This window comes from Terribacillus saccharophilus (assembly GCF_046592895.1).
In the GTDB taxonomy this organism is placed as follows: Bacteria; Bacillota; Bacilli; order Bacillales; family Amphibacillaceae; genus Terribacillus; species Terribacillus saccharophilus_D.
Map to the genome: position 1 here is coordinate 157,377 of NZ_JAWVPU010000005.1, position 25,760 is coordinate 183,136.

The 25,760-nt window shown below is 44.4% G+C and carries 26 protein-coding genes; 7 read left to right on the top strand and 19 right to left on the bottom strand.

Features of this window, described 5'->3' with window-relative positions:
* Nucleotides 1-71 precede the first annotated feature (71 nt).
* Nucleotides 72-659, bottom strand: coding sequence for a DNA-3-methyladenine glycosylase (locus SFC66_RS15360; protein WP_411219605.1), 588 nt, complete (start codon nucleotides 657-659; stop codon nucleotides 72-74).
* Complete coding sequence (locus SFC66_RS15365) at nucleotides 656-1,897, bottom strand: MDR family MFS transporter (RefSeq protein ID WP_411219606.1); 1,242 nt, start codon at nucleotides 1,895-1,897, stop codon at nucleotides 656-658. The genes SFC66_RS15360 and SFC66_RS15365 overlap by 4 nt, the downstream gene beginning before the upstream one ends.
* 321 nt (nucleotides 1,898-2,218) lie before the next feature.
* On the opposite strand from SFC66_RS15365, the gene SFC66_RS15370 reads away from it, so the two are divergent.
* Nucleotides 2,219-2,644, top strand: a complete 426-nt coding sequence (locus SFC66_RS15370; protein WP_411219607.1) for a DUF4181 domain-containing protein — start codon at nucleotides 2,219-2,221, stop codon at nucleotides 2,642-2,644.
* A gap of 137 nt (nucleotides 2,645-2,781) precedes the next feature.
* Here SFC66_RS15370 and mscL read toward each other — a convergent pair whose 3' ends face one another.
* The 3 genes from mscL to SFC66_RS15385 form a co-directional block, all read right to left on the bottom strand.
* Nucleotides 2,782-3,177, bottom strand: coding sequence for a large-conductance mechanosensitive channel protein MscL (gene mscL, locus SFC66_RS15375; RefSeq protein WP_411219608.1), 396 nt, complete (start codon nucleotides 3,175-3,177; stop codon nucleotides 2,782-2,784).
* Nucleotides 3,178-3,286: 109 nt separating this feature from the next.
* Nucleotides 3,287-4,111: an ammonia-dependent NAD(+) synthetase gene (gene nadE, locus SFC66_RS15380; RefSeq protein ID WP_411219609.1), complete on the bottom strand. Its 825-nt coding sequence runs from the start codon at nucleotides 4,109-4,111 to the stop codon at nucleotides 3,287-3,289.
* Nucleotides 4,112-4,246: 135 nt separating this feature from the next.
* Nucleotides 4,247-4,402, bottom strand: coding sequence for a hypothetical protein (locus SFC66_RS15385; RefSeq protein WP_411219610.1), 156 nt, complete (start codon nucleotides 4,400-4,402; stop codon nucleotides 4,247-4,249).
* Between the two features lie 155 nt (nucleotides 4,403-4,557).
* Here SFC66_RS15385 and SFC66_RS15390 point away from each other — a divergent pair, with 155 nt between their 5' ends.
* Nucleotides 4,558-5,427, top strand: coding sequence for an SDR family oxidoreductase (locus SFC66_RS15390; RefSeq protein ID WP_411219611.1), 870 nt, complete (start codon nucleotides 4,558-4,560; stop codon nucleotides 5,425-5,427).
* A gap of 32 nt (nucleotides 5,428-5,459) precedes the next feature.
* Here SFC66_RS15390 and SFC66_RS15395 read toward each other — a convergent pair whose 3' ends face one another.
* A complete protein-coding gene (locus SFC66_RS15395) occupies nucleotides 5,460-6,419 on the bottom strand; it encodes a cation diffusion facilitator family transporter (protein WP_411219612.1) in 960 nt (319 codons plus the stop codon).
* A gap of 243 nt (nucleotides 6,420-6,662) precedes the next feature.
* Here SFC66_RS15395 and SFC66_RS15400 point away from each other — a divergent pair, with 243 nt between their 5' ends.
* On the top strand, nucleotides 6,663-7,193 hold the full coding sequence (locus tag SFC66_RS15400; protein ID WP_411219613.1) for an HD domain-containing protein: 531 nt from the start codon (nucleotides 6,663-6,665) through the stop codon (nucleotides 7,191-7,193).
* Nucleotides 7,194-7,326: 133 nt separating this feature from the next.
* Nucleotides 7,327-7,848 (top strand): M15 family metallopeptidase, encoded by a 522-nt coding sequence (locus tag SFC66_RS15405; RefSeq protein ID WP_411219614.1) that lies wholly within the window; start codon nucleotides 7,327-7,329, stop codon nucleotides 7,846-7,848.
* Between the two features lie 24 nt (nucleotides 7,849-7,872).
* On the opposite strand, the gene SFC66_RS15410 is transcribed toward SFC66_RS15405, so the two are convergent.
* Together SFC66_RS15410 and SFC66_RS15415 are read right to left on the bottom strand one after the other, a co-directional pair.
* Nucleotides 7,873-8,061 carry a hypothetical protein gene (locus SFC66_RS15410; protein ID WP_411219615.1) on the bottom strand — a complete coding sequence of 63 codons (189 nt, stop codon included), beginning with the start codon at nucleotides 8,059-8,061 and terminating at the stop codon, nucleotides 7,873-7,875.
* A gap of 111 nt (nucleotides 8,062-8,172) precedes the next feature.
* Entirely contained in the window at nucleotides 8,173-8,946 is a 774-nt protein-coding gene (locus SFC66_RS15415) for a glucose 1-dehydrogenase (RefSeq protein ID WP_411219616.1), read from the bottom strand.
* Between the two features lie 165 nt (nucleotides 8,947-9,111).
* On the opposite strand from SFC66_RS15415, the gene SFC66_RS15420 reads away from it, so the two are divergent.
* Together SFC66_RS15420 and SFC66_RS15425 are read left to right on the top strand one after the other, a co-directional pair.
* Nucleotides 9,112-9,951: a methyl-accepting chemotaxis protein gene (locus SFC66_RS15420; protein WP_411219617.1), complete on the top strand. Its 840-nt coding sequence runs from the start codon at nucleotides 9,112-9,114 to the stop codon at nucleotides 9,949-9,951.
* A 15-nt stretch (nucleotides 9,952-9,966) separates the two neighbouring features.
* Nucleotides 9,967-10,794: a methyl-accepting chemotaxis protein gene (locus tag SFC66_RS15425; protein ID WP_411219618.1), complete on the top strand. Its 828-nt coding sequence runs from the start codon at nucleotides 9,967-9,969 to the stop codon at nucleotides 10,792-10,794.
* Between the two features lie 36 nt (nucleotides 10,795-10,830).
* Here SFC66_RS15425 and SFC66_RS15430 read toward each other — a convergent pair whose 3' ends face one another.
* From SFC66_RS15430 to fabI, 10 genes are all read right to left on the bottom strand, one after another.
* The gene (locus tag SFC66_RS15430; RefSeq protein WP_411219619.1) at nucleotides 10,831-11,409 is read right to left on the bottom strand and encodes a hypothetical protein; all 579 of its coding nucleotides are present in this window, start codon (nucleotides 11,407-11,409) and stop codon (nucleotides 10,831-10,833) included.
* An 80-nt stretch (nucleotides 11,410-11,489) separates the two neighbouring features.
* Nucleotides 11,490-12,299, bottom strand: a complete 810-nt coding sequence (locus tag SFC66_RS15435) for a histidinol-phosphatase (protein WP_411219620.1) — start codon at nucleotides 12,297-12,299, stop codon at nucleotides 11,490-11,492.
* Nucleotides 12,296-13,195: an alpha/beta fold hydrolase gene (locus SFC66_RS15440; protein WP_411219621.1), complete on the bottom strand. Its 900-nt coding sequence runs from the start codon at nucleotides 13,193-13,195 to the stop codon at nucleotides 12,296-12,298. Before SFC66_RS15440 ends, SFC66_RS15435 begins: the two co-directional genes overlap by 4 nt.
* A 25-nt stretch (nucleotides 13,196-13,220) precedes the next feature.
* Nucleotides 13,221-14,066 carry an STAS domain-containing protein gene (locus SFC66_RS15445; RefSeq protein ID WP_411219622.1) on the bottom strand — a complete coding sequence of 282 codons (846 nt, stop codon included), beginning with the start codon at nucleotides 14,064-14,066 and terminating at the stop codon, nucleotides 13,221-13,223.
* A 118-nt stretch (nucleotides 14,067-14,184) separates the two neighbouring features.
* Nucleotides 14,185-15,117, bottom strand: coding sequence for a nucleoside hydrolase (locus tag SFC66_RS15450; RefSeq protein ID WP_411219623.1), 933 nt, complete (start codon nucleotides 15,115-15,117; stop codon nucleotides 14,185-14,187).
* A 129-nt stretch (nucleotides 15,118-15,246) separates the two neighbouring features.
* Entirely contained in the window at nucleotides 15,247-15,792 is a 546-nt protein-coding gene (locus SFC66_RS15455) for an RNA polymerase sigma factor (protein WP_411219624.1), read from the bottom strand.
* Nucleotides 15,793-15,795: 3 nt separating this feature from the next.
* Nucleotides 15,796-17,736, bottom strand: a complete 1,941-nt coding sequence (locus tag SFC66_RS15460) for a DUF6449 domain-containing protein (RefSeq protein ID WP_411219625.1) — start codon at nucleotides 17,734-17,736, stop codon at nucleotides 15,796-15,798.
* On the bottom strand, nucleotides 17,711-18,607 hold the full coding sequence (locus SFC66_RS15465) for an ABC transporter ATP-binding protein (protein WP_411219626.1): 897 nt from the start codon (nucleotides 18,605-18,607) through the stop codon (nucleotides 17,711-17,713). The genes SFC66_RS15460 and SFC66_RS15465 overlap by 26 nt, the downstream gene beginning before the upstream one ends.
* Nucleotides 18,604-18,987, bottom strand: a complete 384-nt coding sequence (locus SFC66_RS15470; protein WP_411219627.1) for a GntR family transcriptional regulator — start codon at nucleotides 18,985-18,987, stop codon at nucleotides 18,604-18,606. Before SFC66_RS15470 ends, SFC66_RS15465 begins: the two co-directional genes overlap by 4 nt.
* 235 nt (nucleotides 18,988-19,222) lie before the next feature.
* Entirely contained in the window at nucleotides 19,223-20,005 is a 783-nt protein-coding gene (gene fabI / locus SFC66_RS15475; RefSeq protein WP_411219628.1) for an enoyl-ACP reductase FabI, read from the bottom strand.
* A gap of 156 nt (nucleotides 20,006-20,161) precedes the next feature.
* Here fabI and SFC66_RS15480 point away from each other — a divergent pair, with 156 nt between their 5' ends.
* Nucleotides 20,162-23,590 carry a hypothetical protein gene (locus SFC66_RS15480; protein ID WP_411219629.1) on the top strand — a complete coding sequence of 1,143 codons (3,429 nt, stop codon included), beginning with the start codon at nucleotides 20,162-20,164 and terminating at the stop codon, nucleotides 23,588-23,590.
* Between the two features lie 58 nt (nucleotides 23,591-23,648).
* On the opposite strand, the gene ptsG is transcribed toward SFC66_RS15480, so the two are convergent.
* Nucleotides 23,649-25,739, bottom strand: a complete 2,091-nt coding sequence (ptsG, locus tag SFC66_RS15485; protein ID WP_411219630.1) for a glucose-specific PTS transporter subunit IIBC — start codon at nucleotides 25,737-25,739, stop codon at nucleotides 23,649-23,651.
* Between the last annotated feature and the right edge of the window lie 21 nt (nucleotides 25,740-25,760).

Sequence of the window (25,760 nt, forward strand, 5' to 3'; positions counted from 1 at the left end):
TTTTACGTTGCCGGCAAATGCCGGACATGATGTATCCATTTTACATGATTATGGCCGTTTTAAAAAGGGAATCACCTGGAAACGTATCTGTTCCCATGCACCCAGAATCGCCATGGAAAATCTTTGGCCTCCTGTGCATTCGGAATCCCGATCCTGGGTCCGATTTCCACTTGCTCCGGTGCGTATCCTTCTGTGATGTACAACGGTGGATTGGTAAAATGCCCCCCATAATGCGATTGGACGATACCCATTGCCTGACAGAGCTTGCCCGGACCATTGGTCAATTCCCTGGGTTTGCGGCCTGGCCTGCGCTTTTCCATCAGCTCTATGCCATCTTTCGGTTCAATGGCACGGATAAGCACTGCTTCCGGAGTCTCAGCATCTGCACTGACAACATTCAATAGTACTTGCCGATGCATCGTGTACGTATAAATATGCCCAGGGGCATGAAACATGATTTCCGTTCGTTTCGTACGCCGGTTATTGAAGCTGTGTGCTGCCCGGTCAAGAGCGCCTCGGTAAGCTTCGGTCTCCACAATATAACCGGAGGTGATCCCTTCCGGAGTTTCATGCACAAGCAAGCACCCCAATAGGCTTTGAGCCAGCTCCAATGTCGGCTGCGCATAGAATGCCTGCAGCAGCGGCGGATAACTTGTCATTTCACATGCTCCTTTTCCAAAACAGGTATCTTTTTTTGCTCCTTCCCTTTTAGCATTTCCCAAACTCGGAATAAGAATGGCGCACCTATGATGACGAGAAAGGCTATGATAGTAAATATCGGAATCGGATGAACCGCACTGAAATGATCCAGCAGCACACCTCCGACCAACGGGCCTGCTACATTTCCAAGGCCCGTAAAGCCCATTGCCCCAAAATAGGTTCCCTTCATATCCGGATGAGCAATTTCATCGATGAACATATCCGACATCGAGAATAACAGCACCTCACCGATTGTGAACAGGATGACCGCAGCTGCAATCCAGATGACTTCATGCAAAAAGGCAATACTGAGCAGGCTTACAGCAATCAGAACATTTCCGAGCATCAAAGATAATACGAGTGAATACCGTTTTGCAATCGCAACAATCGGATATTGCACGATCAAAACGGTCAGAGCATTCAGTGTCAGCATCATACTGAAAACCCTCGCTCCATCTTCGATACTTGGCGCAGCTGCGAAAAATTGCGGCAGTGTCGCACTGAAGTGGGAATACCCGAACACACTGATGGTGACCCCGATCAAAAGGAACATGAACAGTGTATCTTTACGGGTGACATGAAATGCTTCCTTGACGCTGATCACGTTTCTATCTGTAGCAGTTGTCTCTTCCACCTTGACTCGCAGAAATTGGAAAACAAGTACAAATCCATAAGCGATATAAACAAAGGCCGCTATCAAAAATGGCGCTGTTGAAGAAGCCGAACCAAAGTACAAGCCTAAAAGCGGCCCGAACACGACGCCGACATTGATTGCTGTATAACGCATATTGAAAACGAGCAATCGATTTCTCTGCTCCGTCACATCGGATAACAGCGCCTTGGATGTCGGTTCAAATAAAGAACGGCATAATCCATTCAAAGCATTCATGACGAAAAATACCCAAATGGCATCAGCCAGGGCAAATCCCACAAAAACGCCGCACCAGCCAAAGATACTGATGATGATGATTTTCTTTCTGCCGAACCGATCTGAAAAGTATCCGCCATAAAAGCTGGATAATACACCAACCAACGAACTGATTGCAATGATCAAACCGGTGAATCCCGCAGAAGCCCCTTTCTCCTGAGTCAGATAAATCGCCAAGAAAGGAATGCTCATACTAGTTGCCATCCTGCCAAACACCGTCCCGATGATGATCGTCCAGCTAAAAGGATGAAGCGTACGTAAAACTTCCATGCTGTCTCATCTCCTCATAACCCAAATTATAACAGATTATAAGGAAGGTAATTTTACCATTCCCGTTGAGCCAGAATTTAATCAGATTATATAATAACGCCAATATATCTCCCTTTTTAATACTTAGTATCAGCGCGACGTAACAATCATAAAGGCAGGAAGAAAAAATCTGAGCTTCTTCACAAATACTGGGGACGCGATGCATCACATAAAATGTAATTTTATGTTAAAGTATACATATATAGTATGAAGAGATAATTTATCACTGACTAGTCAGCATCCAGCTGAAAATAGAAATGCTTTTTTGGGGGAGGGTATTTCATGTATGTAGCAGAATCATCAGATTTTTGGCTGCGTGTTCTGTTATTGTTAACGATCATATTTCTCTCCTCCTTCTTATTCAACACTATGACGAGAAAACTGTTCCATGTAGAAAGAAAACGGATATTCTCATATAATTACGTGAACGAAAAACATATGAAAATCGACTGGATACTAAGAATTCCCTTCCTCTTTCTTATGTTTGCAGGATTCGTAATAAATGTTTCAAATGATTTTACGCATTGGTTTTTACAACCGTTCATTTTCCTCTTTCTACTAATTTTCGCTTCTGAGATTACTAGAGTAATCATGGAACGGAAGTATGCAGAAAATCCAAATGCTTATAAAGTAACACTCAGCCAACTAATATTTACCCTTATATTATTATCAGCATTGTATATGACGAATTTCTTTGGTTTGATTTGAATCGGGGACTGGCATACTACATTGGAATCATTCATTCCCAAAATAAAAAGCATCAAAAAACGCTTGGACTCTTAGAATCCAAGCGTATTATTTTCCAACATCCTTATACATTCCGCAATATTACCGATTTAAGCATATCAGCTCTGATCTTTCACTTCATCTTCCTTTTTCAATAAATCGCGGATTTCTGTCAGCAATTCCTGCTCCACGGTCAGCTTCTGGACAACTTCTTTCGTTTGCGGCTGCTTGCGTTTCAGTCCATTCATGACTTTTACGACCATGAATAAAGCTGCAGCAATCAAAAAGAAATTGATTACAGTTTGAATGAATGCACCATACCTCACTACAGCACTGCCGACAGTGAACTGCAGTCCGCTGAAGTCATGGCCGCCTGTGATGATGCCGATAAGCGGCATGATGATATCGTTGACGAGGGAAGTCGTGATGGCGCTGAACGCGGAACCGATCACTACAGCAACAGCCAAGTCCACTACATTCCCGCGTAACGCAAACTCTTTGAATTCTTTGAGCATTTGTATGTATTCCTCCTTCGGCTAGTACCATTTTTGCGCATCTATCTGCCTTTTTCAAGTATAGCCGCTGCAAAACAAAACGAGACCCCAAATGGAGTCTCGTCCTTCCTTATAATTCTTTCCACCAATCATCATGAATGGAAGCTGGCTGGTGACGCTTATGCGTCGTTTTCATGTAGCGATCCTCCAGAAGCTTGGCAGTCTTCTCGTCGATGATCTTCCCTTCCAGATAATCATCGATATCTTCATATTTCAATCCAAGCTCAGTTTCATCAGCTTGTCCCGGTTTATCATCGAGCAAATCAGCAGTTGGCAATTTTTCATATAAACGCTCTGGAGCACCGAGTTCGATCAGCAGCTGCTTACCTTGACGTTTATTCAGACCGCTGAGCGGCAGAACATCCGCACCGCCATCACCGTATTTTGTAAAGAAACCAGTGATTGCTTCTGCTGCATGATCTGTTCCAAGAACAAGCAAGCCCTTTTGTCCGCCGATTGCGTACTGCGCAATCATGCGCATCCGCGCTTTGATATTCCCTTTATGGTAATCAGCAAGCTTCTCACCGGCTGCATCTTCATAAGCGGCAGCTGCATCCAGGACCGGCTCCTTGATATTGTACACATATGATTCAGCCGGATCGATGAACTTCATCGCCAGTTGTGCATCTTCTTCATCCGCTTGCTCGCCATAAGGTAAACGAACAGCAGCGAAGGTAACATCTTTGCCTTCCTTTTTCAATTCCTCGATTGCAAGCTGCGCAAGGCGTCCTGCCAATGTGGAATCCTGTCCCCCGCTGATGCCGAGAACGAATCCTTTTGCACCGGTTTTAAGCAAATATTCCTTCAGGAAGTCGATTCGGCTGCGGATCTCCTGTTTCGCATCTATGGTTGGTTTCACTTGCAGCTCTTCAATGATTCTAGTTTGATTGGACATGATTTTGCCTCCTCGATATTGTGATGATAATACTCTTTTCCCTCTCATGCTGGAACGTAATCTATTTATGTATCATGCTCTCTTTTCCTAGTATAAACCAATCCGCTGATAAAGCCGAAAATTAAAGCCCGCGGATCAGTTCTCCGCGGGCTTTCTGTTCAGATAGGCTGTTATATCCTCCACTGTCTTTTCCATACGCTTTACATCTATATCAAAATCAAGGTCTGTTGAACGAAAGAATGGATCGTCAAAAGCGAAAAGCTCTGCAATGTAATCTTCATAACCACGCATTGCAACCATCTCCTTTCCATTTCTTCTTTCGTCTATTCTAGCTCAAATCCCTGCCGAAAAAAACCCATCCAAAGGAACTTATTCACCCACACCGCGTTTTAGAACAAGATGATTATGTCAATAATTTCTTTTATCGACTAAAAGGAGGCAGTAACATGGATTTATATGATTTCATGAAAGACGGAAATCCCGGCAAACAGCAAACCAAACAGCCCGGACTCCAGCACGAGATGGACCCGCTCCCGATCGAGGAATTCGATCACTGGAAGGGCAGCGGTAAACTTAGCGGAAAAGTTATCCTCATCACCGGCGGAGACAGCGGTATCGGACGCGCTGTCGCTATCGCTTATGCCAAGGAGGGTGCAGACATCGCAATTTCTTATTTGGATGAACATACGGATGCAGCGTATGCAAAGAAGCGGATCGAGCAAGAAGGTGTCAAATGTGTGATTTATCCTGGAGATATAAGCGATGCTGCGTTCTGTGCCAATCTGATCGAACAGGTTGTACGTGATTTCAACAAAATCGATATCTTGGTCAACAATGCTGCACGACAGGAGGTGCAGAACGATTTGGCTGATATTACACCAGAGCAGCTTGAACGGACTTTCCGGACGAATTTCTTTAGCTACTTTTACCTTACTCAAGCTGCTCTTCCGCACTTAGGTAAAGGAAACTGTATCATCAATACCTCTTCCATCACAACGTACATCGGCAGCCCTACCTTGCTCGATTACAGCTCCACCAAAGGAGCAATCGTGGCTTTTACCAGGTCATTGGCAAAAGGTTTGGCTGCTAAAGGGATCCGTGTGAATGGTGTCGCTCCCGGACCGATCTGGACTCCTCTTATACCGGCAACGATGCCGCAAAAACAATTGGAAGAATTCGGTACCCAGACTCCCCTGGGAAGACCTGGTCAGCCCGTTGACCTTATCGGCAGTTACGTGCTGCTCGCTTCCGATGAGGCGGCTTACATCACTGGACAGTTCATCCATGTAAATGGCGGCGACTATATGTCATCGTAATAAAAAATAAGGAAGCCGCATATGCAGCTTCCTTATTCTTTGCTTTTCCAGGCTTGATTTTTATCGTCCTCATCAAACTCAATAATGACATCCGTAACCCCTCTATACGCCATGATCTGTGCTTCAAGCCGATCTTTGATATCGTCTGCTTCAGCTACTGTCATTGTCGGGTCGATTTCCAATTTAGCTTCGACATGGAAGGATTCCCCTTCTTTTACGACCGTCATTTCCTGGACGTCCCGTACATCTTTATCTGCAAAAAGAATGTTACCGATTTTGTCTGCCATTTCTTCGTCAGCTTCCCCGATGACACCTGCTGCATTATCAAGGAAAACGCGTCCTACTACTAGAAACATCATAGCACCAATAATAATCGAAGCGATCCCCTCAGCCTGATAAAAAGGTGTATACGCAGCTATCAAGATGGCGATGATGGCCACCAATCCACCACTGGTTGCGACCAAATCTTCCATGAAGACCAACTTAGTAGCTGGTTTTGCCCGTTTTACATGGACGAAACTCATCGGGATGACCGCAAGACCCTTTGCACCTGATTCGCTTTCATGAGCAATCTCGCGCATAGCTTTCAGCAGTACATACCCTTCCAGGATACAACTGAGTGCAAGTACTGTAATACTGATCCATAACCCTTCCGATTCTGAAGGATGCGCCAGATGTGTAATGCCCTCACGGATCGTCTCATATGCAAGAATACCAACGATCAAGACCGCCCCAAGCAATACCAAGTTGACCGCCCGGCCGAATCCTCCCGGAAATCTTTCTGTCGGTGCTTTTTTGCTTAGTGCAGATCCGACATAAACAAATAACTGGTTGGCTGCATCGCCGAAACTATGCATCGTTTCTGCGAACATTGCTACATTACCTGTAAAAAGGAAAGCTGCTCCTTTGACAATTGCAATGACCAGGTTGACCACCGCTGCCAATGCTGCTGACTTACTTCCCTGACGTAACAAACTTACATATTCCTTCATGCTGTCTCTTCCTTCTTTATGATTATTATATGTAACAGTTTATGGTAACAATTATTTTAGCATAGCATATATTAAATGCAACAAAGCGCACTTAAGCCCATATGCAAGATGACAATATGTTTTAGTTTGGCTGGAAACGGTTATGTCATATACATGGATTCCAGCATTTTTCACTTGCACACTTCAAGCAGGCGTGATAATATTTTGAACAATATACTTTTACAGGGAAAGGAGATCTTACTAATGAGAAACGTGACTTTGGAGCAGATTTATACACATCCCATCGCAATGAAATATCTAGGGCGTTCCGGGCAGGCCCATGCAATCTCGGTTGCCGAAAAGGCATTGGTCATCAGTGAAAATAAGGGCGTTGATCCAGACACTGCAGTCAAAGCCGCATTGCTGCATGATATCGGTCACTATGAATGGTATCGTGATGGTAAATGGGACTATGACTTATACAAACAAAATGATATCCATGCCATCAAAGGTGCTGCTCGTGCACATAAACTATTGATCCGTTTAGGGGAAGATCCTCAGGCAGCGAAAGCAATTTCCTTGGCTATCCTTCTGCATACAGATTCTTATTTGCCAGAACATAATCTGAAGCTTGATCCATTACAGCAAGTGGTAGCTGAAGCAGATACAGCAGACGAAGAAGCAGGCGGCGCCCATCATTATAAGACCATCACCAAGCAAGAAGCATTGAAACGCATCCGGAATCTGGACGCAAATATCGAGAAGCGCATGATGAGACAAGCCCAGACAAGCTGATCATGGCCGCTTTCTCCCCCTTCCTTAATTCCCCAACCTTTCCTATTAAATATACTCTTCAAAACGTGCAATCTCTCTCTCATTCGGCTATGCTAGAAATACAATATAAGAGATTACAAAAGGAGAATAGAATTTGCACTGGAAAAGGATTATAGTAACGACTTTGCTTATGACAGTTGCAGCGTTGATCCTATTCGGCTTTTTGCACATAGAGCAGCTTCCGCCCAAATCATCCACTCCTGCCGATTCCATGAACGCAGACGACATTTCCGGTCTTCACCCAACAGTAGAAAAAAATATGAACGAGCTAGTAAAGAAAGCTTCCGATATTGGTATATCCATCATCATCACGGATGACTATCGATCCAATGAAGAACAAGACAAGCTGTACGCTCAAGGAAGAACAACGGATGGACAGATCGTCACCAATGTCCAAGGAGGCGAATCCATGCATAATTATGGTCTGGCCATTGACTTTGCCTTGGAACCGGAACCCGGAAACGTCATTTGGGATATGGAGTATGATGGTAACAAAAACGGAGAGTCGGACTGGATGGAAGTAGTCGCAATTGCCAAAGATCTCGGCTTCCAATGGGGCGGAGACTGGCAAGGATTCAAGGATTATCCGCATCTGGAAATGCATATCGACCAATGAGAAAAGCGCCGCGGGGCGCTTTTTTTAATTGTTGATGACAAAATAGATGCCAAAGCTGATGATATAGACAGCAAAGCAGAACACAGCCATCCGCATGTAATTACTTGTAAGATCGAAAAATACCCTTACCCCGTTGGACAAGATCGCTGCTATAACAAGCAAAATAGTAGACCCAAGCATCAGCATCGCGACAATGAAAAGGATTTGTTCCATACCATTCTCTCCTTCACATTTCTCTTATCTCTTGATAATAGAAGGAAAGGTGTTTGAGTTCCTGCTTTTCAGGTAACATCTTGTTCGTACAAGTGACGTTTGCGTCACCTGTCAGAGTTCAAGTTGGGAAGGATATAATGTCATTCCACCATCGACGAAGAGTGTTGTGCCCGTTACATAGCTTGCTTCCTTGGATGCAAGCCATGCCGCTGCCGCTGCAACTTCTTCTGGTTTACCAAAAGATTGCATCGGTATCTTTTTCATTTGCTTCTCCTCATTTTCCGGATTCGTATCATCATTTCCTTCTGTCGCAATCGTACCTGGAGCAATTGCATTCACCCGGATGCCTTTGTCTGCATACTCAAGTGCCATCGTTTCTGTCAAAAGCTTGATTCCGCCTTTGGAAGCAGCGTAATGACTATCAGACGGCTTCGGAATTTGCTGATGCACACTCGACATATTGATGATACTGCCTTTTATATCATTCTCCAGCATATAACGAAGAGCAGTTTGACCACCCAAGAAAGTTCCGGTCAGATTCACATCAATGACACTTCTCCAAGTATCTTCATCCATTTCGTGAAATGGTGCTGGTTTACTGAATCCGGAGTTATTCACCATCACGTCCACGCTACCGAATTCGTCCAACGCAGCTTCAAATAATCGCAGCACCTCGTCTTTTTGAGAGACATCCGCTTGGATGACAATAGCACTTCCGCCTGCTTGACGAATATTTTCAGCCGCTTGGTTCGCCCCATCTTCATCCCCGCGGTAATTGACGACCACATTCATTCCCTCATGCCCGAAGCGTTCAGCGACAGCCCGCCCGATTCCCTTGGATGAACCAGTGACAATCGCTGTCTTTCCTTTCAAATCGGTATACATAGAATAAACCTCCCTGATAGTGTTTTACTCGGCTTTTCCCCGAAATTCTCATCCAGAAACTTTTCTACAAATTTTGACAAATTCAGACTTTTCCCAATGATATCCTACACTTTCTAGTACTTCTTGCCGATATAAAGGTAAATTATGTACAAAGGAGCTCTTGTTATGAATTCAACTCTTCAGGCAGTAATCAATATTGCCCCGATTATAAAAGATACATTAGGCCCGACATCTGCAATGGCCGTACTGGATACGGTAAAGGTTGTATACTTCGCTCCATCGAACATGCTGTCACTGAACATGGAAGTAGGAAAAGATAGGCTGGATGAACATGATGTTTATCTGCGAGCAATCAAAGGAGAGCAAATCGTCTTTACCATAACGGAAGATTATGAATACCTTGGTGCTCCAGTTGTGACTTCCATCACCCCAATTCGAGATTTAGAAACGAATGAAATCGTAGGTCTCCTGTCACTGACACGAACATTGGAGCATCAGCAGAAGCTTGACCAAGAACTTAACAAGCTGAATGGGGTAATCGACGCACTGCAAGGTAAAGTACAGCATGTAGCCGCACAGGCAGAAGAGCTTTCCGCTACCAGCAGTGACATCAACCAACAAGCAAACAACGCAAACCAAAATTCCCGCCAAATAGGTGAGGTCGTCCAGTTAATCGAACAGATCTCCACTCAAACCAATCTTCTTGGATTGAATGCAGCAATCGAAGCAGCTCGTTCCGGCGAAGCAGGTAAAGGCTTCGGTGTCGTTGCAGATGAAATTCGCAAACTTTCCGATAATACGAAAGATGCGGTGCAGACAATCGGTAAATCTCTCTCGGAAATACGATCAAGCATCGAAAATCTTACATTAAGCATCAATGAAGTATCCACATCATCCGAGGAGCAGTCTGTTGTCATGGTCGAATTCATGGATGATATTCAGGATCTGGATAAAAAGAGCAAGCAAATCATCGAAACTATGAAAAAAGTAACGAACCAAAATTAAGGAGGTAATCAATTCATGCATCCTACAATACAAGCAATGGTTCATTTAGCGCCAGAAATCAAGAAGAATATCGGGGAAAATCATGTAGTAGTAGTGACAGACAGAGAAAACTTCGTCTATTTCTCTCCTTCTAAAGATCTAAATACAGGAATCAAAGTTGGTGATTATGCTTTCACAGATGATAATGACCTGCTGCGCAAGGCACTTCAGGGTGAGAAAATCCAAGGCCTCATCCCGAAAGATCGTTTTGGAATCGGCATGCAGAATAATGCCAATCCCATTCGAGATGAAAATGGCGAGATAGTCGGTGTCCTTCAAATCACTAAAACTCTAAAGGATGAAGAGCTTTTAGACGCAGAACTTGATGAATTACGTGCCATTGTCAGCAGTCTGCAAGGAAAAGTTCAGCAAGTTGCCGCTCAGGCAGAAGAGCTTTCTGCTACGAGCACAGATATCAATAGCCAAGCTGCCCATGCGAATGCTAACTCGCAGGAAATCCGTAAGGTTGTGCAATTGATCGAAGATATTTCGACACAGACCAACTTGCTTGGCTTAAATGCTGCAATCGAAGCAGCTCGTTCTGGCGATGCTGGCAGAGGGTTCGGCGTCGTTGCGGATGAAATCCGTAAGCTTTCCATCGGAACGAAAGATGCTGTCGGCACGATCGGCCAATCCCTTCAAGAAATCCGGACGAATATGGAGAATTTGACGTTGAGCATCGGGGAAGTATCCACAGCATCTGAGGAGCAATCCCGCGTGATGGTGGAATTCATGGAAGATATTCAGGATCTTGATTCCCAAAGCAATGATATCGGACAGTATATCAAAGAAATCACCAACTAAAAAAACGCCTCCCGCTGGAGGCGTTTTTTAGTTATATTATTTAGAAGACGGTGTTGTTTTCGTAACAGGAGAAGTTGTCGTTTTGTTGACAGGTTGGTTGTTCTGGCCGTTGGATTTGCTGCTGTCTTCATTTTTCGGTTTAGTCATCGGATTATCAGGTGCACTATCCGGTTTCGCATCCATTAGTGTATTGGAGGCTTCTTTTGCTTTGCTGCCAGCATTTTTCAAATCTTCTTTCACTTCTTTTACTGTGCCAAGCGCGGATTTAGAATCCTCCTGTACATCATTCACAGAAGACATGATTTCATTTTGTGCTTTGTCATAAACATTTTTCACGTCGTTAGCAGCATCTTTTGCAAGCTCAGTTGCGTCTTGCACTTTGGACATCACTTGTTCTTTAGTCCCTTGCGGATCCTGTTTAGCCTCTTTTACGAAGCTTACAACAGTATCCTTAGCTACACCGACATTCTGGAATACTTTCTGACGCGTTTGCTTATTAAGTAAAACAATCGCCGCTCCTGTGACTGCTCCTGCGACTGCTCCAGTCAATAACTTGGAACCTGCTTTTGCCTGCTCTTTCACTTCGTGTTTGTCTACTGTTTGTGCTTGTGCCATTATGAACACTCCTTCGACTTTTTTGTTTGCTTTATTGGTATATACATACCCCGTCATGATGAAAGTAAACAAAAAAGGAATTACAATGGCAGCGACTTTTTCTGCTTTTGAACGAAGTACACCATTTCTTTGAATCCAATTTCTTTCAAGCGCATCTTCACTTTGTCGAAATCCTCGCCGATCCGAGAAGGTATATGCGCATCTGAACCGAAGGAAATTTCCACACCATAATGCAGTGCACGTTCAAGGATCGAGTCAGAAGGATACCAGCCCCCGACAGCCTTCGTGCCTCCTGATGTATTTACCTCGATGGCTACCCCAGCTTCCCCGATCACTTTCAATGTCTGTTCGATTGCATCGTCCGCAGGAATATCTGAAAAGGCAGGATAGAAGCCTTTCATTGCATCGATATGACCAAGCACTTGAAATATGCCGCTTTTAGCTGATTGCTGAATCAGATCATAATAAGTTTCTTTCACCTTGATGCGGGCAGCTTCCGTCAAACCATCCCATCTTCCTTGCTTGAAGATATTCACTTCATCCACATAATGGACCGAGCCGATTATATAGTCAAAGGGATATTTTCGGTAGTAATCCGCATATAAGGCCGCATGCTGAGGAAAGTAATCACTTTCCATGCCCAATAACACATGAATCTGATCCTTGTATTTCTCTTTCAAATGCAGCACTTCCTGAACATACGCTTCAAAACCGCTGATCGGCATGGCGATGCCAGGAAAAAGCTGATCTTCCTCACTATAAAAATACGGAGAGTGATCGGCAATTCCGATATATTCCAATCCTTTTTCTATCGCGGCTTTCACGTAGTCCTCTATTTGACCTTCTGCGTGTCCGCATCGATAATGATGTGTATGCAAATCGAACGTCATACCCTCGCTCCTTTTGCCACTTGGATATTTTCTTCGAGGAAGGATTTAATCAGGCTGTTCACGATATCAGGCTGTTCGTGATGCACCCAATGGGTCGCATCATCAATATACACAAGCTCATGATCCGTACAATACTTGGCTGATTCCTTAGCCAATTTCTTCAGAAGGAATTGGTCCTTGATACCCCAAATGATCTTTGTTGGTACATGAACCATGACGTCGTCCTTCTTCCCATACATACTGATATTGTCTTTCTCCGTCAGCGCCCGGTACCAATTCAGCATGCCCGTAAGCGCACCAGGCTTAGCCCAAGATTCCTTGTAATTTTCCACATCCATTTGCGAAAATGTACCATTCTGGCTGAATTTCGTCAGTGCCATCGCGAGAGCTTGATAATCATTAGCTGCCAAGGAACGTTCCGGCACATCTTCCATCTGGAAAAAAGCCATATAGGAACTCTTGAACCATTGCAGCGGCTGCGTGGCAAGAACCTTTGGCATGGCAGCGGGATGCGGCATATTGATAGCAATGAATTTCTCAACATGCTCCGGTCGTGTCACCGCCATATGCCAGCCGACGGCTCCTCCCCAATCATGTCCGATGATGATGGCCTTGTCCCGTTGGAAAACGCGCATCACATCGATTACATCATCACGCAGGGTGTCCAGGACATAATTGGCTGTACCTTCTGGTTTATCACTCAGATTATAGCCGCGCTGATCCAGTGCCAAAACCCGGAAACCTTGTTCTGCAATCGGCACGATCTGTTCCTTCCAACCATACCAGAATTCAGGGAATCCATGCAGAAGGATCACCAGTTTGCCATCATTCGGACCAGCCGCCGCCATATGCAGATTCAATCCATTTGCTTTTACTGTCAAGTGTTCAACTCTCATCAGAACCCTCCTTGTACTTGTAAAATCAATTGCGGGTCAAACCATAATGCGCCAACGCTTGCTGAAGGGAATTATAGAAAAAGATATCCTTGACTTGTCTGTCTCCTCCCAAAAGCATCACCAAATCGGGACGCAGACCGGCTACTGCACAGTCTATTCCAAGCATCTTCAGAATTCGCACCATTTGCCTGAGCTTTTCCCTCACATACGTCTCGTTGAAACTCGCTCCAGACAGATCGATGAAGAGCGTTTCGATATCCTTCTCCTTGCACACTTGCGGTATGTACTGGATGATCAGCTCCGCTCGCCGCTCACTGATGTGTCCAACCAACGGAAATACTCCGATGCCTTTGATGATAGGAATGACTGGAGAGCTTATCTTATGTAGTTCTTCGCGCTGACTCTTGATTTTCCTGTCAGTCAGCTCATAATATAATTTCGTAAATTTATTGATGACCTCATCGAGGGCACGGTGAAGGTTCTTGGACCAGCGTATGACCATCGCCGGAGTGATATCCTGCTTATGTTCTTCCGTGAATGATTCGATGAATTCCCATATGACCGTTCCTGATTTCCCAACTGCCTGCAGCACTTCATGAATCGGTGTGTTCGTCTGCACGCGACTATTCGCCACTTTTTCCACCCATAATTTCACATGCTTCTCATATTCCGTTTCATCTTCCAAAATTGCACTTGCTACTGTTTCAATCGTCATTTTATGCTGTTTCCGAAGCTTCGCACGCATCTCCTGTCCAGCATCATCCGCATAAATCGAATCTTTATAGTCATATAACAATTTGGCCCAGCGATCCGTGATTTGAGGAGCGCTGTCCATGATGTAATCATAGAGTGTCTTATTATAATCTGGCATGCGACTCACCTTCATCTTCATGATTTTCTTCCATTATATCGGAACTGCGCAAACGCTTCTAATATTAGCATATAAAAAGAGCCTGCAGACGCAGACTCCCCTGTTTCAATGTATGATCTTAAGCTTGGTTCAGTACATTAGTCAATAAATCCAGAAAACGCTCATTCTCAACGGTCATGCACACTTGGACATTGGCAGGTTTCCCCCATTTTCCTTGTCTGTCCCACACTGTTTGCCCGTCACAGTAAGTACTGTTCGTTTCTACGGCGACTGTACACGCTGTCTTCCCGACCAAAGTAGGGTCGATCAGCACACCGACTGCAAGCGGATCATGCATGGCGCAGGCCCAAATGCCATTTTGCTCATAAAATGCTTTACGATACGTTGCTGTACTTGTTTTCACAAAATCATGCAGCACAGGTTGCTGGATCGCATCGATATGCTTATCTGTCAGCAGCGCTTTTTTGGTAACATCCAGTCCGACTTGCGTAAGCTTTGGTATACCAGCATCCAAAACAATGCTTGCAGCTTCGGGATCAGCATAGGTATTGAACTCTGCAACCGGGGTGACGTTCCCAATCCCGTTGATTGCACCGCCCATATAGATGACTTCCTTCACATTGCTGACAATGGAAGGATTCCGCATGATGGCCACTGCTAGATTAGTCAATGGTCCTGTGCAGACGATCGTAACGTCGCCAGGGTTCTTCATGACTTGCTCGATCATGAAGTCGGCAGCGTTTCCTTCAGCTACTTCCCTATGCGAGACAACATCCTGCAGCGCGCCTCCGATACCGTCAGTACCATGCACTTTATGTTCATAATGCGGCTGTCGTTTCAATGGTGCTTCACTGCCACACACTACAGGAATGGCTGGCGCTTCAATCAAATCCAGCACCTTACACGTGTTAGTGGTGGCTGCTTCAAGCGATACATTACCGCAGCCCGTTGTAATGCCGATCAGGTCCAGTTCTTCACTTTTGACCGCTAAAAGTATGGCTATTGCATCATCAATGCCAGTATCCACATCTAAAATCAACTTTTCACTCATAAAGCACCCCAAAACCGAACATATTTTGAATTATTTTATTATTTCATCTAAATTATACAATAATGACACGTTTGATTGAAAGAAAAAGTTCGTCAAAAAAGATACAGATCTTAAGCAGATCTGTATCTTTTAAACTGATGCCATTTTATCCCGTTGCTGCTTCGCCTGCTTGATCGCCGCCTTTGCACGGTATAATCTTGTTTTCACCGTACCTTTTGGCAAAGCCAAAGATGCTGCAATCTCACTGTCTTTCATATCATTCATATATCGGAGTGCAAGCACTTCCCGATGCTTCGGTTTGAGACCCTGGATGTCCTGCTCTAGCTCTTGTATGGTCTCCCGCAGTTCCACTTCTCTCGTGACGATATGCTCCAGATAATACTGCTCCAGCTCCCAGTTTGCCAGCTCTATGCTGATGAACTTTCGCTTTCCTTCCTTGCGAAGCATATCAATCGCTGTCCTGGAAGCAATCGTAGCCAGCCATGCACCCGCCTTTGACATATCATCCAGCTTATCCAGATTCCGATAAGCTTTGATGAACGTCTCTTGCGCCGCATCTTCCGCCAGCTGCGGATCACGCAGCACCTTTTGTGCTGCATGATAAACGCGCTGATGGTAAAGCGAATAGATATGCTGAAACACATTCTCCATCACATATGCATGATCGCTAGCCACGTCTTATTCCTCCAGTTGGGTTTTGATAGAGTCTGGGAGATCGTCGTATTCAATGGAAAATTCATCCTGCATGCTTTGTCCTCTATTAAGATGGAACGTTACATAATACGAATCTTCGTTGTCACTGTAATAGACCATGTGATCCCTAATATGCTTGATATCTTCAGGGTCATCTATCGTTATACTATAGTCCCGTTCATAATTCTCTAAATCAATACTGGAAATATCTTCAGGATAAACTTTTAAATCATCATAAAGCCCTGCTTCCTGAAGGACCTTAATTGTATTTTTGTCACCATCATCAAAAGAAGCATAATAGGAACTTCCTTGGTTTTTATTTGTCAGGAAATCAAAAGAATAGGTTTGTGTTTGCTCTGAATCCTCTTGCGGGTCGCCGATCTCGATATCTTTCTTGATAGCTTCCAATAGCTTATTGATCAGTTGCGGATCAGAGATGGTAGTGCTGCTTTGCTTCATGCTATTCGATGTTACATCCACGCCATAGATTTCGTCTGAATTAAAATTGAAGACTGCATTATTTGCATACTTATACGCATTCGTTCCTTCAATCTCATATTGAAGACTTTTCAGTTCTGCACTGTCGTCGAGAGAATAAGTGTATGATCTTGCTACCTTTTTACCGTTTTTCAGCTCGTATACGATAAAGGTCGAACGCAAATCACCTTCGTAATAATCATCTGCCTTCGGTGCATCTATCGCTTGCTCATGCAAAGCCCGAACTCTTTCAATATCCTGCTTATCCGTGAAAAATAGCGGCTTGGTACCCGGTTCCAAATCTTCCGGATTCCCCGTATAAGAATAGGAGTCTCCGAAATAAACTTTTTCAACATTGTCAGCAGCAGGAATCTTATTTTCATAATTCTCTTTTACAAGATTAACTGCCAATAGTATTACAGCTAAAGAAACTACGAATATCAGATAAGATTTATAGCTGCTGTATATTTTCCAGGTTTTATTCAATATTGCTTCAGCGATGATAAACCCGATCAGAGATCCTGCAACATAACCGAATATCACCCATGCGAATGAAAACGATACAACATGAAAATAATATCCACCTGCCATCATGAAGCAGAGGGTGACACCATATCGGAAAACAGGCCGCATGAATGGATATACGATCGCTTGGGAGGTAGCCTCCATACGCCGATTAACGTATAACCAGTATGCAGCCAGGTATAGCAGAATGCCTGCTGCTGCATATGCTAACGTCACAATCCAAGTTAAATCTGGATCAGGATTGAAGTTGTATAGGAAATACGAAATCGGTGAGAACTTATAGATGGCTATATTCGTATAGTATTCTATTGGGAAACCTATGAATAATATACCCATGTTTGCAAACAACAAGAGTGCAAGACCTGCCGGTAGCAAGACTAGGATATAGGTGAGCACAAAGTGCATGGAAAACATCCCTGTGATCATTCCAGTGAAAAAGGTAGCCAATAGCATAAAAACATTCAGGAATAATATGATGCCAAGCCAAGAAAACACATGCATCATATTAAAATAATCCCCTATACCAGAGAATGCTTGTAACCCTAGCAGAATCAGTGCATTCAATATAATCGGCATAATTAATATCGCCAGTCCAGCCACTAGATGATGATGATATAATGATGCTCTTTTAATTGGCAAACTGTGAATAAAATCAGATGTCTGTTTTTTGTGCAAGTAGCGCAGCAATAATATTCCCATCAGCACCGGCACCGTGATGGACAGAAGCCATTGAATTTCAGGAATATATAAGAATAAATTCCCTTTTTCCATAAACTCTCTTGCCTGCGGGTTGGAATACTGGATGATGATATGTATTGGCAGGATTAGTAATAAAGCCAAAAAGTACAGCACACCAAGCCAACCAACCTGGCGAATATCATGCAAAATGATCTGCTTCTTAATCGAGGATGTTTTCGATGGCATAGCCAGCACCTCCCATTTCATAAATGAATATTTCTTCCAAGGACAGCGGCAGCATATCCAGCACCACTGGATTTTGTGCTGCCAGAAGTCCTTCCAATTCCCGACGATCCGATTTGACGATCAGAAGATGGATGCTTCCGCGTTTTTCTTCATGCAGGATGTTCAGTTTTTCCATGAAACTCATGTCCTGCCCTTTTCGCAATGCGAACTGAACTTTTTGAACCTCTGTGATCATGTCATCCAGATTGCGCTCCAGGATCATCTTCCCTTTATGTACAATGCCGACGTCGTCACAGAGGTTTTCCATTTCGCGCAGATTGTGGGAAGAAATAAGGACCGTCATCTCCCTCTCCGCTACGTCATTCATGAGTAAGCCTTTGATTCGCTGCCGCACAACAGCATCCAGTCCATCCAGCGGTTCATCCATGATCAGATAATCAGGCTTTGCCGCCAAGGCCAGGCAAAAGGCCACTTGACGCTGCATCCCTTTTGAAAAGGTAGCGACTTTCTTATTCTCAAGTTTGAATTGGCTGATCAGCTGGTCATAACGCTGCTGGTCCCAATTGGCGTACATATCGGCATAATAGCGTCCCATTTGCTTGACCGTATATTGCGGTAGGAAATAAAGGATATCCGGCATAAAGATGATACGCTGTTTCAAAGCCACATTTTCGAATACCGATTTTCCATCAACCAGTACACAGCCTTTGTCCTGCTTCAATATTCCAGCCAGGATTCGCATGATTGTCGTCTTACCAGCACCATTGGAACCGAGCAGACCATAAATCGTCCCTTTTCTCACCTGGAAGCCCACTTGATCCAGCACTTGCTTCCGATCGAATTTCTTACTGATTTCCACTGCTTTGATCATGTATCGCTTCCTCCTCCATTGCGCAGCTGGCACTCTACTATATCCCGGATTTCATCTGCTGTCATGCCGATAAAAAGTGCTTCGGTCAGCATTTTTTTCAATTCTTCCTGCATGTGCTTCACTTTCTGCGGATCGATTTGTACGTTGATTGCGTTCACGAAACTTCCTCGCCCCTTCACGGAATATATCAATTCCTGATTCTCTAATTCACGGTATGCTTTTTGGATTGTATTTGGATTGATCGTCAGCTGCTGGGCCAGCTCCCGTACCGAAGGAAGCTTCTCGTCCGTTTCCAGCACCTGATTGATGATCAGTTCCTTGAACTTATCGACGATTTGTTCATAAATCGGCTTGCCGCTCCGCAAGTCAAGTTCAAACATGTATTCACCTCAATCAGTTTTCTGTATTAACTGTATTAGTTATAGTAGTACACTTGATACACCAAAGTATACACCAGCCTTTTCCATTTGAAAAGAACTTTTTTCCAAAATAAAAAGCCAGATCCCAAGATCTAGCTTTTCCAATAAATTAATTGCGATTAGAAGGTATTTCCCACGTTTCCATTGTCATCTAAAAAACCGCCCTGATCAAAATCAGGACGGATTCATCACTAAATCAGCCAATACCGATGATATTGAAGCCAGCATCAACATAAAGTATTTCGCCAGTTACACCGCGGGAAAGAGCGCCTAGCAAGCCAACTGTCATGTCGCCGACTTCTTCAGCGGAAACATTACGGCGAAGCGGTGCAGTGTGCTCCACTTTGGAAAGAATATCATTGAAAGATGGTACACCTTTGGCAGCCAATGTACGGATCGGGCCTGCGGAAATCGCATTGATACGGATGTTATCCGGACCAAGGTCATTTGCCAAGTAGCGCACGCTTGCTTCCAACGCCGCTTTTGCAACACCCATGACATTGTAGCCTTGCAGCACACGATCAGCACCAAGGTAGCTCATCGTCACGATGGAGCCGCCTTCTGACATAATCGGGCGAACTGCTTTTGCTACAGCAACTAGTGAATAAGCACTTGTATCCTGTGCAAATGCATAACCATCACGAGAAGTATCGATGAAATCACCTCTCAAATCTTCCTGGTGCGCGTGTGCTACAGAATGCACAAGACCATGGACAGTCGTGAACTTTTCTTTGATTTCTGCGAATGCGGATGCGATGCTGTCATCATCATTTACATCACATTGGATGACTGCTGCTTCCATTTCATTCTTTTCCAATAGCTTGTTCAACTTTTTAGCAGAACGCTCCTGGCGGTATGTAAAAATAAGTTTCGCACCTGCTGCATACAAGGATTGCGCAACACCCCATGCGATACTGCGATCATTGGCAACACCCATGATGACAATATGCTTATCTTGTAATTGTAGAAAATCCTTCATTTTCATTCTCCTTCTATATGAACTGTGTCGTTCACGTTTTCTACCGCCTATCATAACAGAAAACCGAAATGAAAGGAATGACACGTCTTTTCAGACAAGTTCCACTTCTATATAATAAGATTGGAAATAACAGCCAATACATTGCGAGGTGAAAAAATGGATACTCAGCCGCCAAATAAATCAGGAGATGCCTTCGAAAGGAAACTTCAGGATTTATTAGAGCAAGGCTACATATCTAGCGAAGCGCACTCAAGTGTTTTGACCGGTTATCGGACGAAGCAGCTTTATGAGGCATCCAAATCCAGGGAAGCACAAATGCCGAAAAAGCAGCTTCCGGTGCAGCAAACAGCTGCTGCAGCAGTACAAACACAAGCTGCACCAAGACCTTCTGTGCATGAGAAAACATCATTTAAAAAACAAAAGACCCCTGAACAAATACGGGAGCGCAATTTAACGATTGTACTTGTCCTCGGAATCATCATGCTTTTCTTTGGCGGATTGTATCTCGGCACGTCCAATTGGGGAAACTTCTCCTCTTTAGGCAAGGTGCTGTTGATCAGCTTGATTCCTTTCCTGTTCGCAGGCTTGAGCTATATCAGCTATAAATTCGCCATTCCGCAGACAGCTTTTGCTTTTTTGATGCTGGCTGCGTTGTTCGTGCCGATTGTCATTTTCTCCGCTTCTTACTACCAGCTGTTCGGCAGCTATCTATCCTTCGGGGGTGACGGAGCGGCTTTGATAGGAACCGTCGCTGCACTGGGCTGTACTGCCTTGTACTATTCCGTGGCAGCACGCACAGGATCCAAAGCCTTCATATGGGTGACGTATGTCGGCATATCGTCGACACTGATCTCGGCACTGCTATATGTGACAACTACATATAGTGCATTTTTATTCTGTTTACAGCTAGCCAATTTACTGCTGCTCTTGTTTGAGCGAACGATACGCAAATCTTTCAAACTTCCAATATTACAGCAATATTGGCCATATTACCTGCAAATGAAGCTAGGAACGGAAGCCATCATCACCATCATTCTTATAAGCGGCGCCATCACGTATGACCTGACGTTGCTGTTGATTGGAATCAACGCACTGATACTTGCTGCCAAAAATTACAGCAAGCTCTATCACTTTGGGTTTATGGTATTTACATTGATTTCAGGCATTCTGCTGCTTTTGGAAATCAATTCTTATTTCAACCTGTTCTTAGGTCAATTCATGAGTATCGGATTTGTGCTGGTTTTATTGACATGGAATTTGCCAAGATGGCTGCACAATATCTATGAAAGCTTGATTCATAGCATCAATGGATTTCTGTTCCTGTTCTTTTCCGTTTTACTTTATTCCTATGAATTCGATTGGGCGTACTTGGTCGGTATCTTATTCCTGCTGATTCAATACACAGTGTGGACCATGACCTCGCGCAATCCACATTACAGCTATCCAAGTGTAGGGCTTCTCATTGTAGTCATATATCGGCTGCTTCATGTGACAAGCGCCCCCGTGTGGCTGCAGACGAGTATATTTGCGACATTGGCTTTCGTCGGGCTGGCGTATTGTTATATCCGGCCAAAGAAGACGTCTTATTTGAAACTATTCCAAGGGACAATCAGCTGGGCGGCAGTTGGAATAGTCATCCCATTATTCTTCGTGAATCATAGTTATGGTTTATATGAAGCAAATAGCTATCTTCTGCTGTTAGTGGCTGCAGCCGGCTTTTTCTGTTTCTCGAAAGAAAATCCAGAGATTGTACTGGTAAGTAAGATCATTACACCAATCAGCTTCATCGCGGCTCTATATCTGGGTGGTTACCGATTGCATGCGGAAAATATGTTTTACCAGCAGCACATCGGCATTTCCGGGCACGCTACTTTCATCGCATTGATCACTGTCGCCGTTGCTTTGATTTGCCGGAAATACCAGTACCAACCGCTGTTTCTATCATTCTTTCTAACTGGACAGATCCTGCAAAGCTTGGCTGCTTTAACAGCCATCTTATCGTGGAATCTGCCAGCTGCGACCATTACGGCTGTAACGTTTGTCAATGTCGGTATTCAATTCGCGGCACTTCTTGTCTTCCGTAAACATCCGTTGTGGATGTCTGTAATTGGTTCCATCATCCTGGCTTATAGTTCGCTTCAGGATTTATTCAATATCGAAGGCCCAAATGTAACAATTGCTTATATTCTTTTATGCAATGTTATTCTGTTTGCGGCAAGTATTTTCCTGCGGCAGCGGTCGTCGATAGGCGCAGTTTATTTCTTTTGGACTAGTCATGCTGTGGCTTTCTTTGCGATCATGTGGATATTCTTTGCACAACTCCTTGATTTGGTTCCGCCAGCTTGGTTTATCCTGCCGCTGGCCCAGTTCGTCTTGTCTGCTCATTGGGTTAAACAAATCATCGAAAGGTTCATTTTTGCGAATACGAGTATCTTTGTATTCTTCCTTCTTGTGATAACGCATTTGCATCACTACACAGAATTGACGCATCTGATGACATTGACTGCAGCAGTGACAGCTCTGTGCATAGCCGGCACGTTTGCGCTGCTGCCAAAATGGCGTCATATACTGCAATACAGCTTATTGGCTGCTTATCAGTTCATTTTGCTGTTCGCTTTGACTGAGCTTACCATTTCTTTCTCTTGGCAGATCATTTTGTTGAGCCTCATTGCAGGTGCAGTGGCTGTCTACCACCAGCATCAATGGAAGCTGGTGCTTATATCTTCCTGTACATTGTTCCTGCTGATGGCCATTTTGCTTCTCTACGGAACGATAGGCGAGGAAATCCGTACAGCTTATTTATTGCTGGCAGGCAGCATTGGTCTAGCAATCACCAGCTGCAACAGTTACCAGTCTTTCCTGGCAGCAGATCAATCTGTTTGGAATAGAGTGGATATATATCGGATCTTTACGATCATTTATTGCTTCATCGGCAGTCTTGCAGGCGTCACCGCTTACGCATCAGGCTTTGTGGATACGCTGTTCGGCTTGACTGTTCCGCTATTGTTATTTGCTATCAGCGTATATACAGCACCTCCAGCTGAAAGACGTTATATCCGGCTGGCTGCCATTGTCTCTTGTTTGTATCCGTATCTGCTTGCGCTGCAAATCGCGGATATCAGTCCTTATTTGACAACAGAGTTATACGTCGTGCCGATTGCATTACTCGTCCTGGTCATTTTACGCTTATTCTTTTATGACCCTGATGTGACCCCGAATATCGAGCTGACATTGCTCACAATCGGGTTTGGAATATTAGTGATCGATGGACTATCGACTATGACGATTCATGATGCATTATCCCTTGGCAGCCTTTCCTTAGCGGCGGCTATCATCGGATTCATAAGGAAATATCGTGCTTATTTCCTGACAGGAACAATTACCATCGTGTTCAATTTATTCTTTAATACGCGCATGCTTTGGGGCAGTGCTCCGTGGTGGCTGTATCTTATCGGAGCTGGCTTATTGCTGATCGCATCTGCAAGCTACATGGAATATCAGAAGCAAAAGTACGATAAGACAACGGAATCTTTGCTGAAATCAGGCAAGGACAAATGGAAACAATGGTTCAAGCAATACAAATGAACAAAGGCAGCTGTCCATTAATCAGACGGCTGCCTTGTTTTACTGGCGAACTATTTTCTTAAAACAATGTTACTGTGATTTTACCTCCCTGTTCCATTTCAACTCGCTCTCCTTCTTGAAAAACCACTTTTTCCGCAGCATGGAGGTTTGTGAATATAATCGGCGATAGCAACGAGGGGACATTGGCTGCTATTATTGTAAGATCTGCTTCTATCAACTTTTGCCCCATAGTCACCCGGTCTCCTTCCTTCACGAAAACCTGAAAACCTTTGCCTTTCAAGTTCACTGTTTCCAAACCGATATGAATCAATATTTCACGACCATCGTCTGCTTGTAATCCAATCGCGTGCTTGGTCGGGAAGATGTGGATGACTTCTCCGTTAATCGGTGAAACAACTGTTCCATCGGTAGGTTCGATTGCAAAACCATCTCCCATCAGCTTTTCCGAGAAGACCAAATCCGGCACACCCTCCAGAGAATGGAGTGTACCAGACATAGGCATCACAAACGGTTGCGCTCTTGGATCGTCCTGAAGGAAGTCTGATGCAGCATCTTCCACCAAATCACCGGATTCTGCAGCGAGTATAGCCTGTGCTCTCGGAATTCTGCCGTTCATGATATCACGCATTTGCTCTTTCAGCCCTTCGGATCTTGGCCCAAAGATGGCTTGCATATTGTTGCCTACCTCCAGCACACCCGCTGCACCTAGTTTCTCCAGTGCTTTTTTGTCGACTTTGTTTTTATCATTCACTGTGACACGGAGACGCGTTAAGCAAGCGTCCAAATATTTGATATTATCTTTGTTGCCCATTGCATCAAGTACGTGATACGCCAATCCCCCAGTCTGCACATTGGCTTCGTTTGTATCTTCCGCCATTTCCTTTTCGCGCCCTGGCGTCATCAAATTGAATTTGCGAATGGCAAATCGGAATCCGAAATAGTAGATGACCGCAAATGCCAGTCCGACTGGAATGACCAGCCACCAATCGGTTCGATTCGGCAGGATTCCGTACAGGAAGAAATCAATGAAACCACCGGAGAAGGTCATTCCTACTTTGATATCCAGTATGTACATCGTCATATAAGAAAGGCCGGCAAACACACAGTGCACAGCGTATAATAAAGGCGCAACGAACAAGAAAGAGAAATCAAGCGGCTCGGTGATTCCTGTCAGGAAGGATGTCAGAGCAGCCGACCCCATCAATCCGGCAACAACTTTCTTCCTTTTGGGACTTGCTTCATGATAGATGGCCAAAGCAGCCGCCGGTAAACCGAACATCATGAACGGATATCTGCCAGTCATGAATGTACCTGCTGTCAGCTCTGCTCCGTCCCTGATTTGTTCCATGAAGATGCGCTGATCACCACGAATCAATTCACCAGCCGAATTTGTATAGCTGAAAAATTCATACCAGAACGGCGAATAAAAGATGTGATGCAGTCCGAACGGAATCAGTGCCCGCTCGATGACACCAAAAACGAATGCTGTGAGCGTCATATTGGAAGATAACAGGCCGCTCGAGAAGCTATTCAGTGCATGCTGGATCGGCGGCCAGATGACAAGCATCACCAGACCAAGCACTAATGCTGCAAGAGATGTCACGATTGGAACAAAACGTTTACCTGCGAAAAAACCCAAATACTGCGGTAACTCTACTTTGTAAAACTTATTGAACATAATAGCTGCCAGCACACCGACGATGATTCCGCCGAACACTCCTGTAGCAAGTGTCGGGATTCCAATCATCGATGTATACGCCGGATTATTCCCGGCAAGGAATTCCGCTTGTTCCACAGCATCTTCCGGTATGCTGCCATTAGCGATGAGGACCGCACTCATCGTCACATTCATGATCAGATAGCCGATGATGGCAGCAATACCCGCTACACCATCCCCATTCGAGAGCCCGATGGCAACACCAACAGCAAATAATAGCGGCAGATTGGCAAATACAATATCCCCGGCACTTTGCATGACAGAGGCAATCTGCTGTATTAAAGCACTATTCAAAAAGCCGATATTCCCCATGAGATCCGGATTCTGCAATGCATCCCCAAGCGCAAGCAAAATACCGGCAGCCGGAAGGATTGCAACAGGCAGCATAAGCGCCCGTCCGATTTTCTGCAAAACCCCAAAAGCATTTTTCATCTTTTCAAGCCTCCTATCACG

Excerpts from the sequence above, each read along its gene's own strand:
- SFC66_RS15415 (WP_411219616.1), bottom strand. The coding sequence starts at position 8,946 with ATGTATACCGATTTGAAAGGAAAGACAGCGATTGTCACTGGTTCATCC.
- SFC66_RS15460 (WP_411219625.1), bottom strand. The coding sequence starts at position 17,736 with ATGCCATCGAAAACATCCTCGATTAAGAAGCAGATCATTTTGCATGAT.
- SFC66_RS15395 (WP_411219612.1), bottom strand. The coding sequence starts at position 6,419 with ATGAAGGAATATGTAAGTTTGTTACGTCAGGGAAGTAAGTCAGCAGCA.
- SFC66_RS15450 (WP_411219623.1), bottom strand. The coding sequence starts at position 15,117 with ATGAGTGAAAAGTTGATTTTAGATGTGGATACTGGCATTGATGATGCA.
- SFC66_RS15465 (WP_411219626.1), bottom strand. The coding sequence starts at position 18,607 with ATGATCAAAGCAGTGGAAATCAGTAAGAAATTCGATCGGAAGCAAGTG.
- SFC66_RS15430 (WP_411219619.1), bottom strand. The coding sequence starts at position 11,409 with ATGGCACAAGCACAAACAGTAGACAAACACGAAGTGAAAGAGCAGGCA.
- fabI (WP_411219628.1), bottom strand. The coding sequence starts at position 20,005 with ATGAAGGATTTTCTACAATTACAAGATAAGCATATTGTCATCATGGGT.
- SFC66_RS15360 (WP_411219605.1), bottom strand. The coding sequence starts at position 659 with ATGACAAGTTATCCGCCGCTGCTGCAGGCATTCTATGCGCAGCCGACA.
- ptsG (WP_411219630.1), bottom strand. The coding sequence starts at position 25,739 with ATGAAAAATGCTTTTGGGGTTTTGCAGAAAATCGGACGGGCGCTTATG.
- SFC66_RS15440 (WP_411219621.1), bottom strand. The coding sequence starts at position 13,195 with ATGAGAGTTGAACACTTGACAGTAAAAGCAAATGGATTGAATCTGCAT.
- SFC66_RS15410 (WP_411219615.1), bottom strand. The coding sequence starts at position 8,061 with ATGGAACAAATCCTTTTCATTGTCGCGATGCTGATGCTTGGGTCTACT.
- SFC66_RS15445 (WP_411219622.1), bottom strand. The coding sequence starts at position 14,066 with ATGCCAGATTATAATAAGACACTCTATGATTACATCATGGACAGCGCT.
- mscL (WP_411219608.1), bottom strand. The coding sequence starts at position 3,177 with ATGCTCAAAGAATTCAAAGAGTTTGCGTTACGCGGGAATGTAGTGGAC.
- SFC66_RS15470 (WP_411219627.1), bottom strand. The coding sequence starts at position 18,987 with ATGTTTGAACTTGACTTGCGGAGCGGCAAGCCGATTTATGAACAAATC.
- SFC66_RS15370 (WP_411219607.1), top strand. The coding sequence starts at position 2,219 with ATGTATGTAGCAGAATCATCAGATTTTTGGCTGCGTGTTCTGTTATTG.
- SFC66_RS15385 (WP_411219610.1), bottom strand. The coding sequence starts at position 4,402 with ATGCGTGGTTATGAAGATTACATTGCAGAGCTTTTCGCTTTTGACGAT.
- SFC66_RS15365 (WP_411219606.1), bottom strand. The coding sequence starts at position 1,897 with ATGGAAGTTTTACGTACGCTTCATCCTTTTAGCTGGACGATCATCATC.
- SFC66_RS15480 (WP_411219629.1), top strand. The coding sequence starts at position 20,162 with ATGGATACTCAGCCGCCAAATAAATCAGGAGATGCCTTCGAAAGGAAA.
- SFC66_RS15390 (WP_411219611.1), top strand. The coding sequence starts at position 4,558 with ATGGATTTATATGATTTCATGAAAGACGGAAATCCCGGCAAACAGCAA.
- SFC66_RS15420 (WP_411219617.1), top strand. The coding sequence starts at position 9,112 with ATGAATTCAACTCTTCAGGCAGTAATCAATATTGCCCCGATTATAAAA.
- SFC66_RS15435 (WP_411219620.1), bottom strand. The coding sequence starts at position 12,299 with ATGACGTTCGATTTGCATACACATCATTATCGATGCGGACACGCAGAA.
- SFC66_RS15400 (WP_411219613.1), top strand. The coding sequence starts at position 6,663 with ATGAGAAACGTGACTTTGGAGCAGATTTATACACATCCCATCGCAATG.
- SFC66_RS15425 (WP_411219618.1), top strand. The coding sequence starts at position 9,967 with ATGCATCCTACAATACAAGCAATGGTTCATTTAGCGCCAGAAATCAAG.
- nadE (WP_411219609.1), bottom strand. The coding sequence starts at position 4,111 with ATGTCCAATCAAACTAGAATCATTGAAGAGCTGCAAGTGAAACCAACC.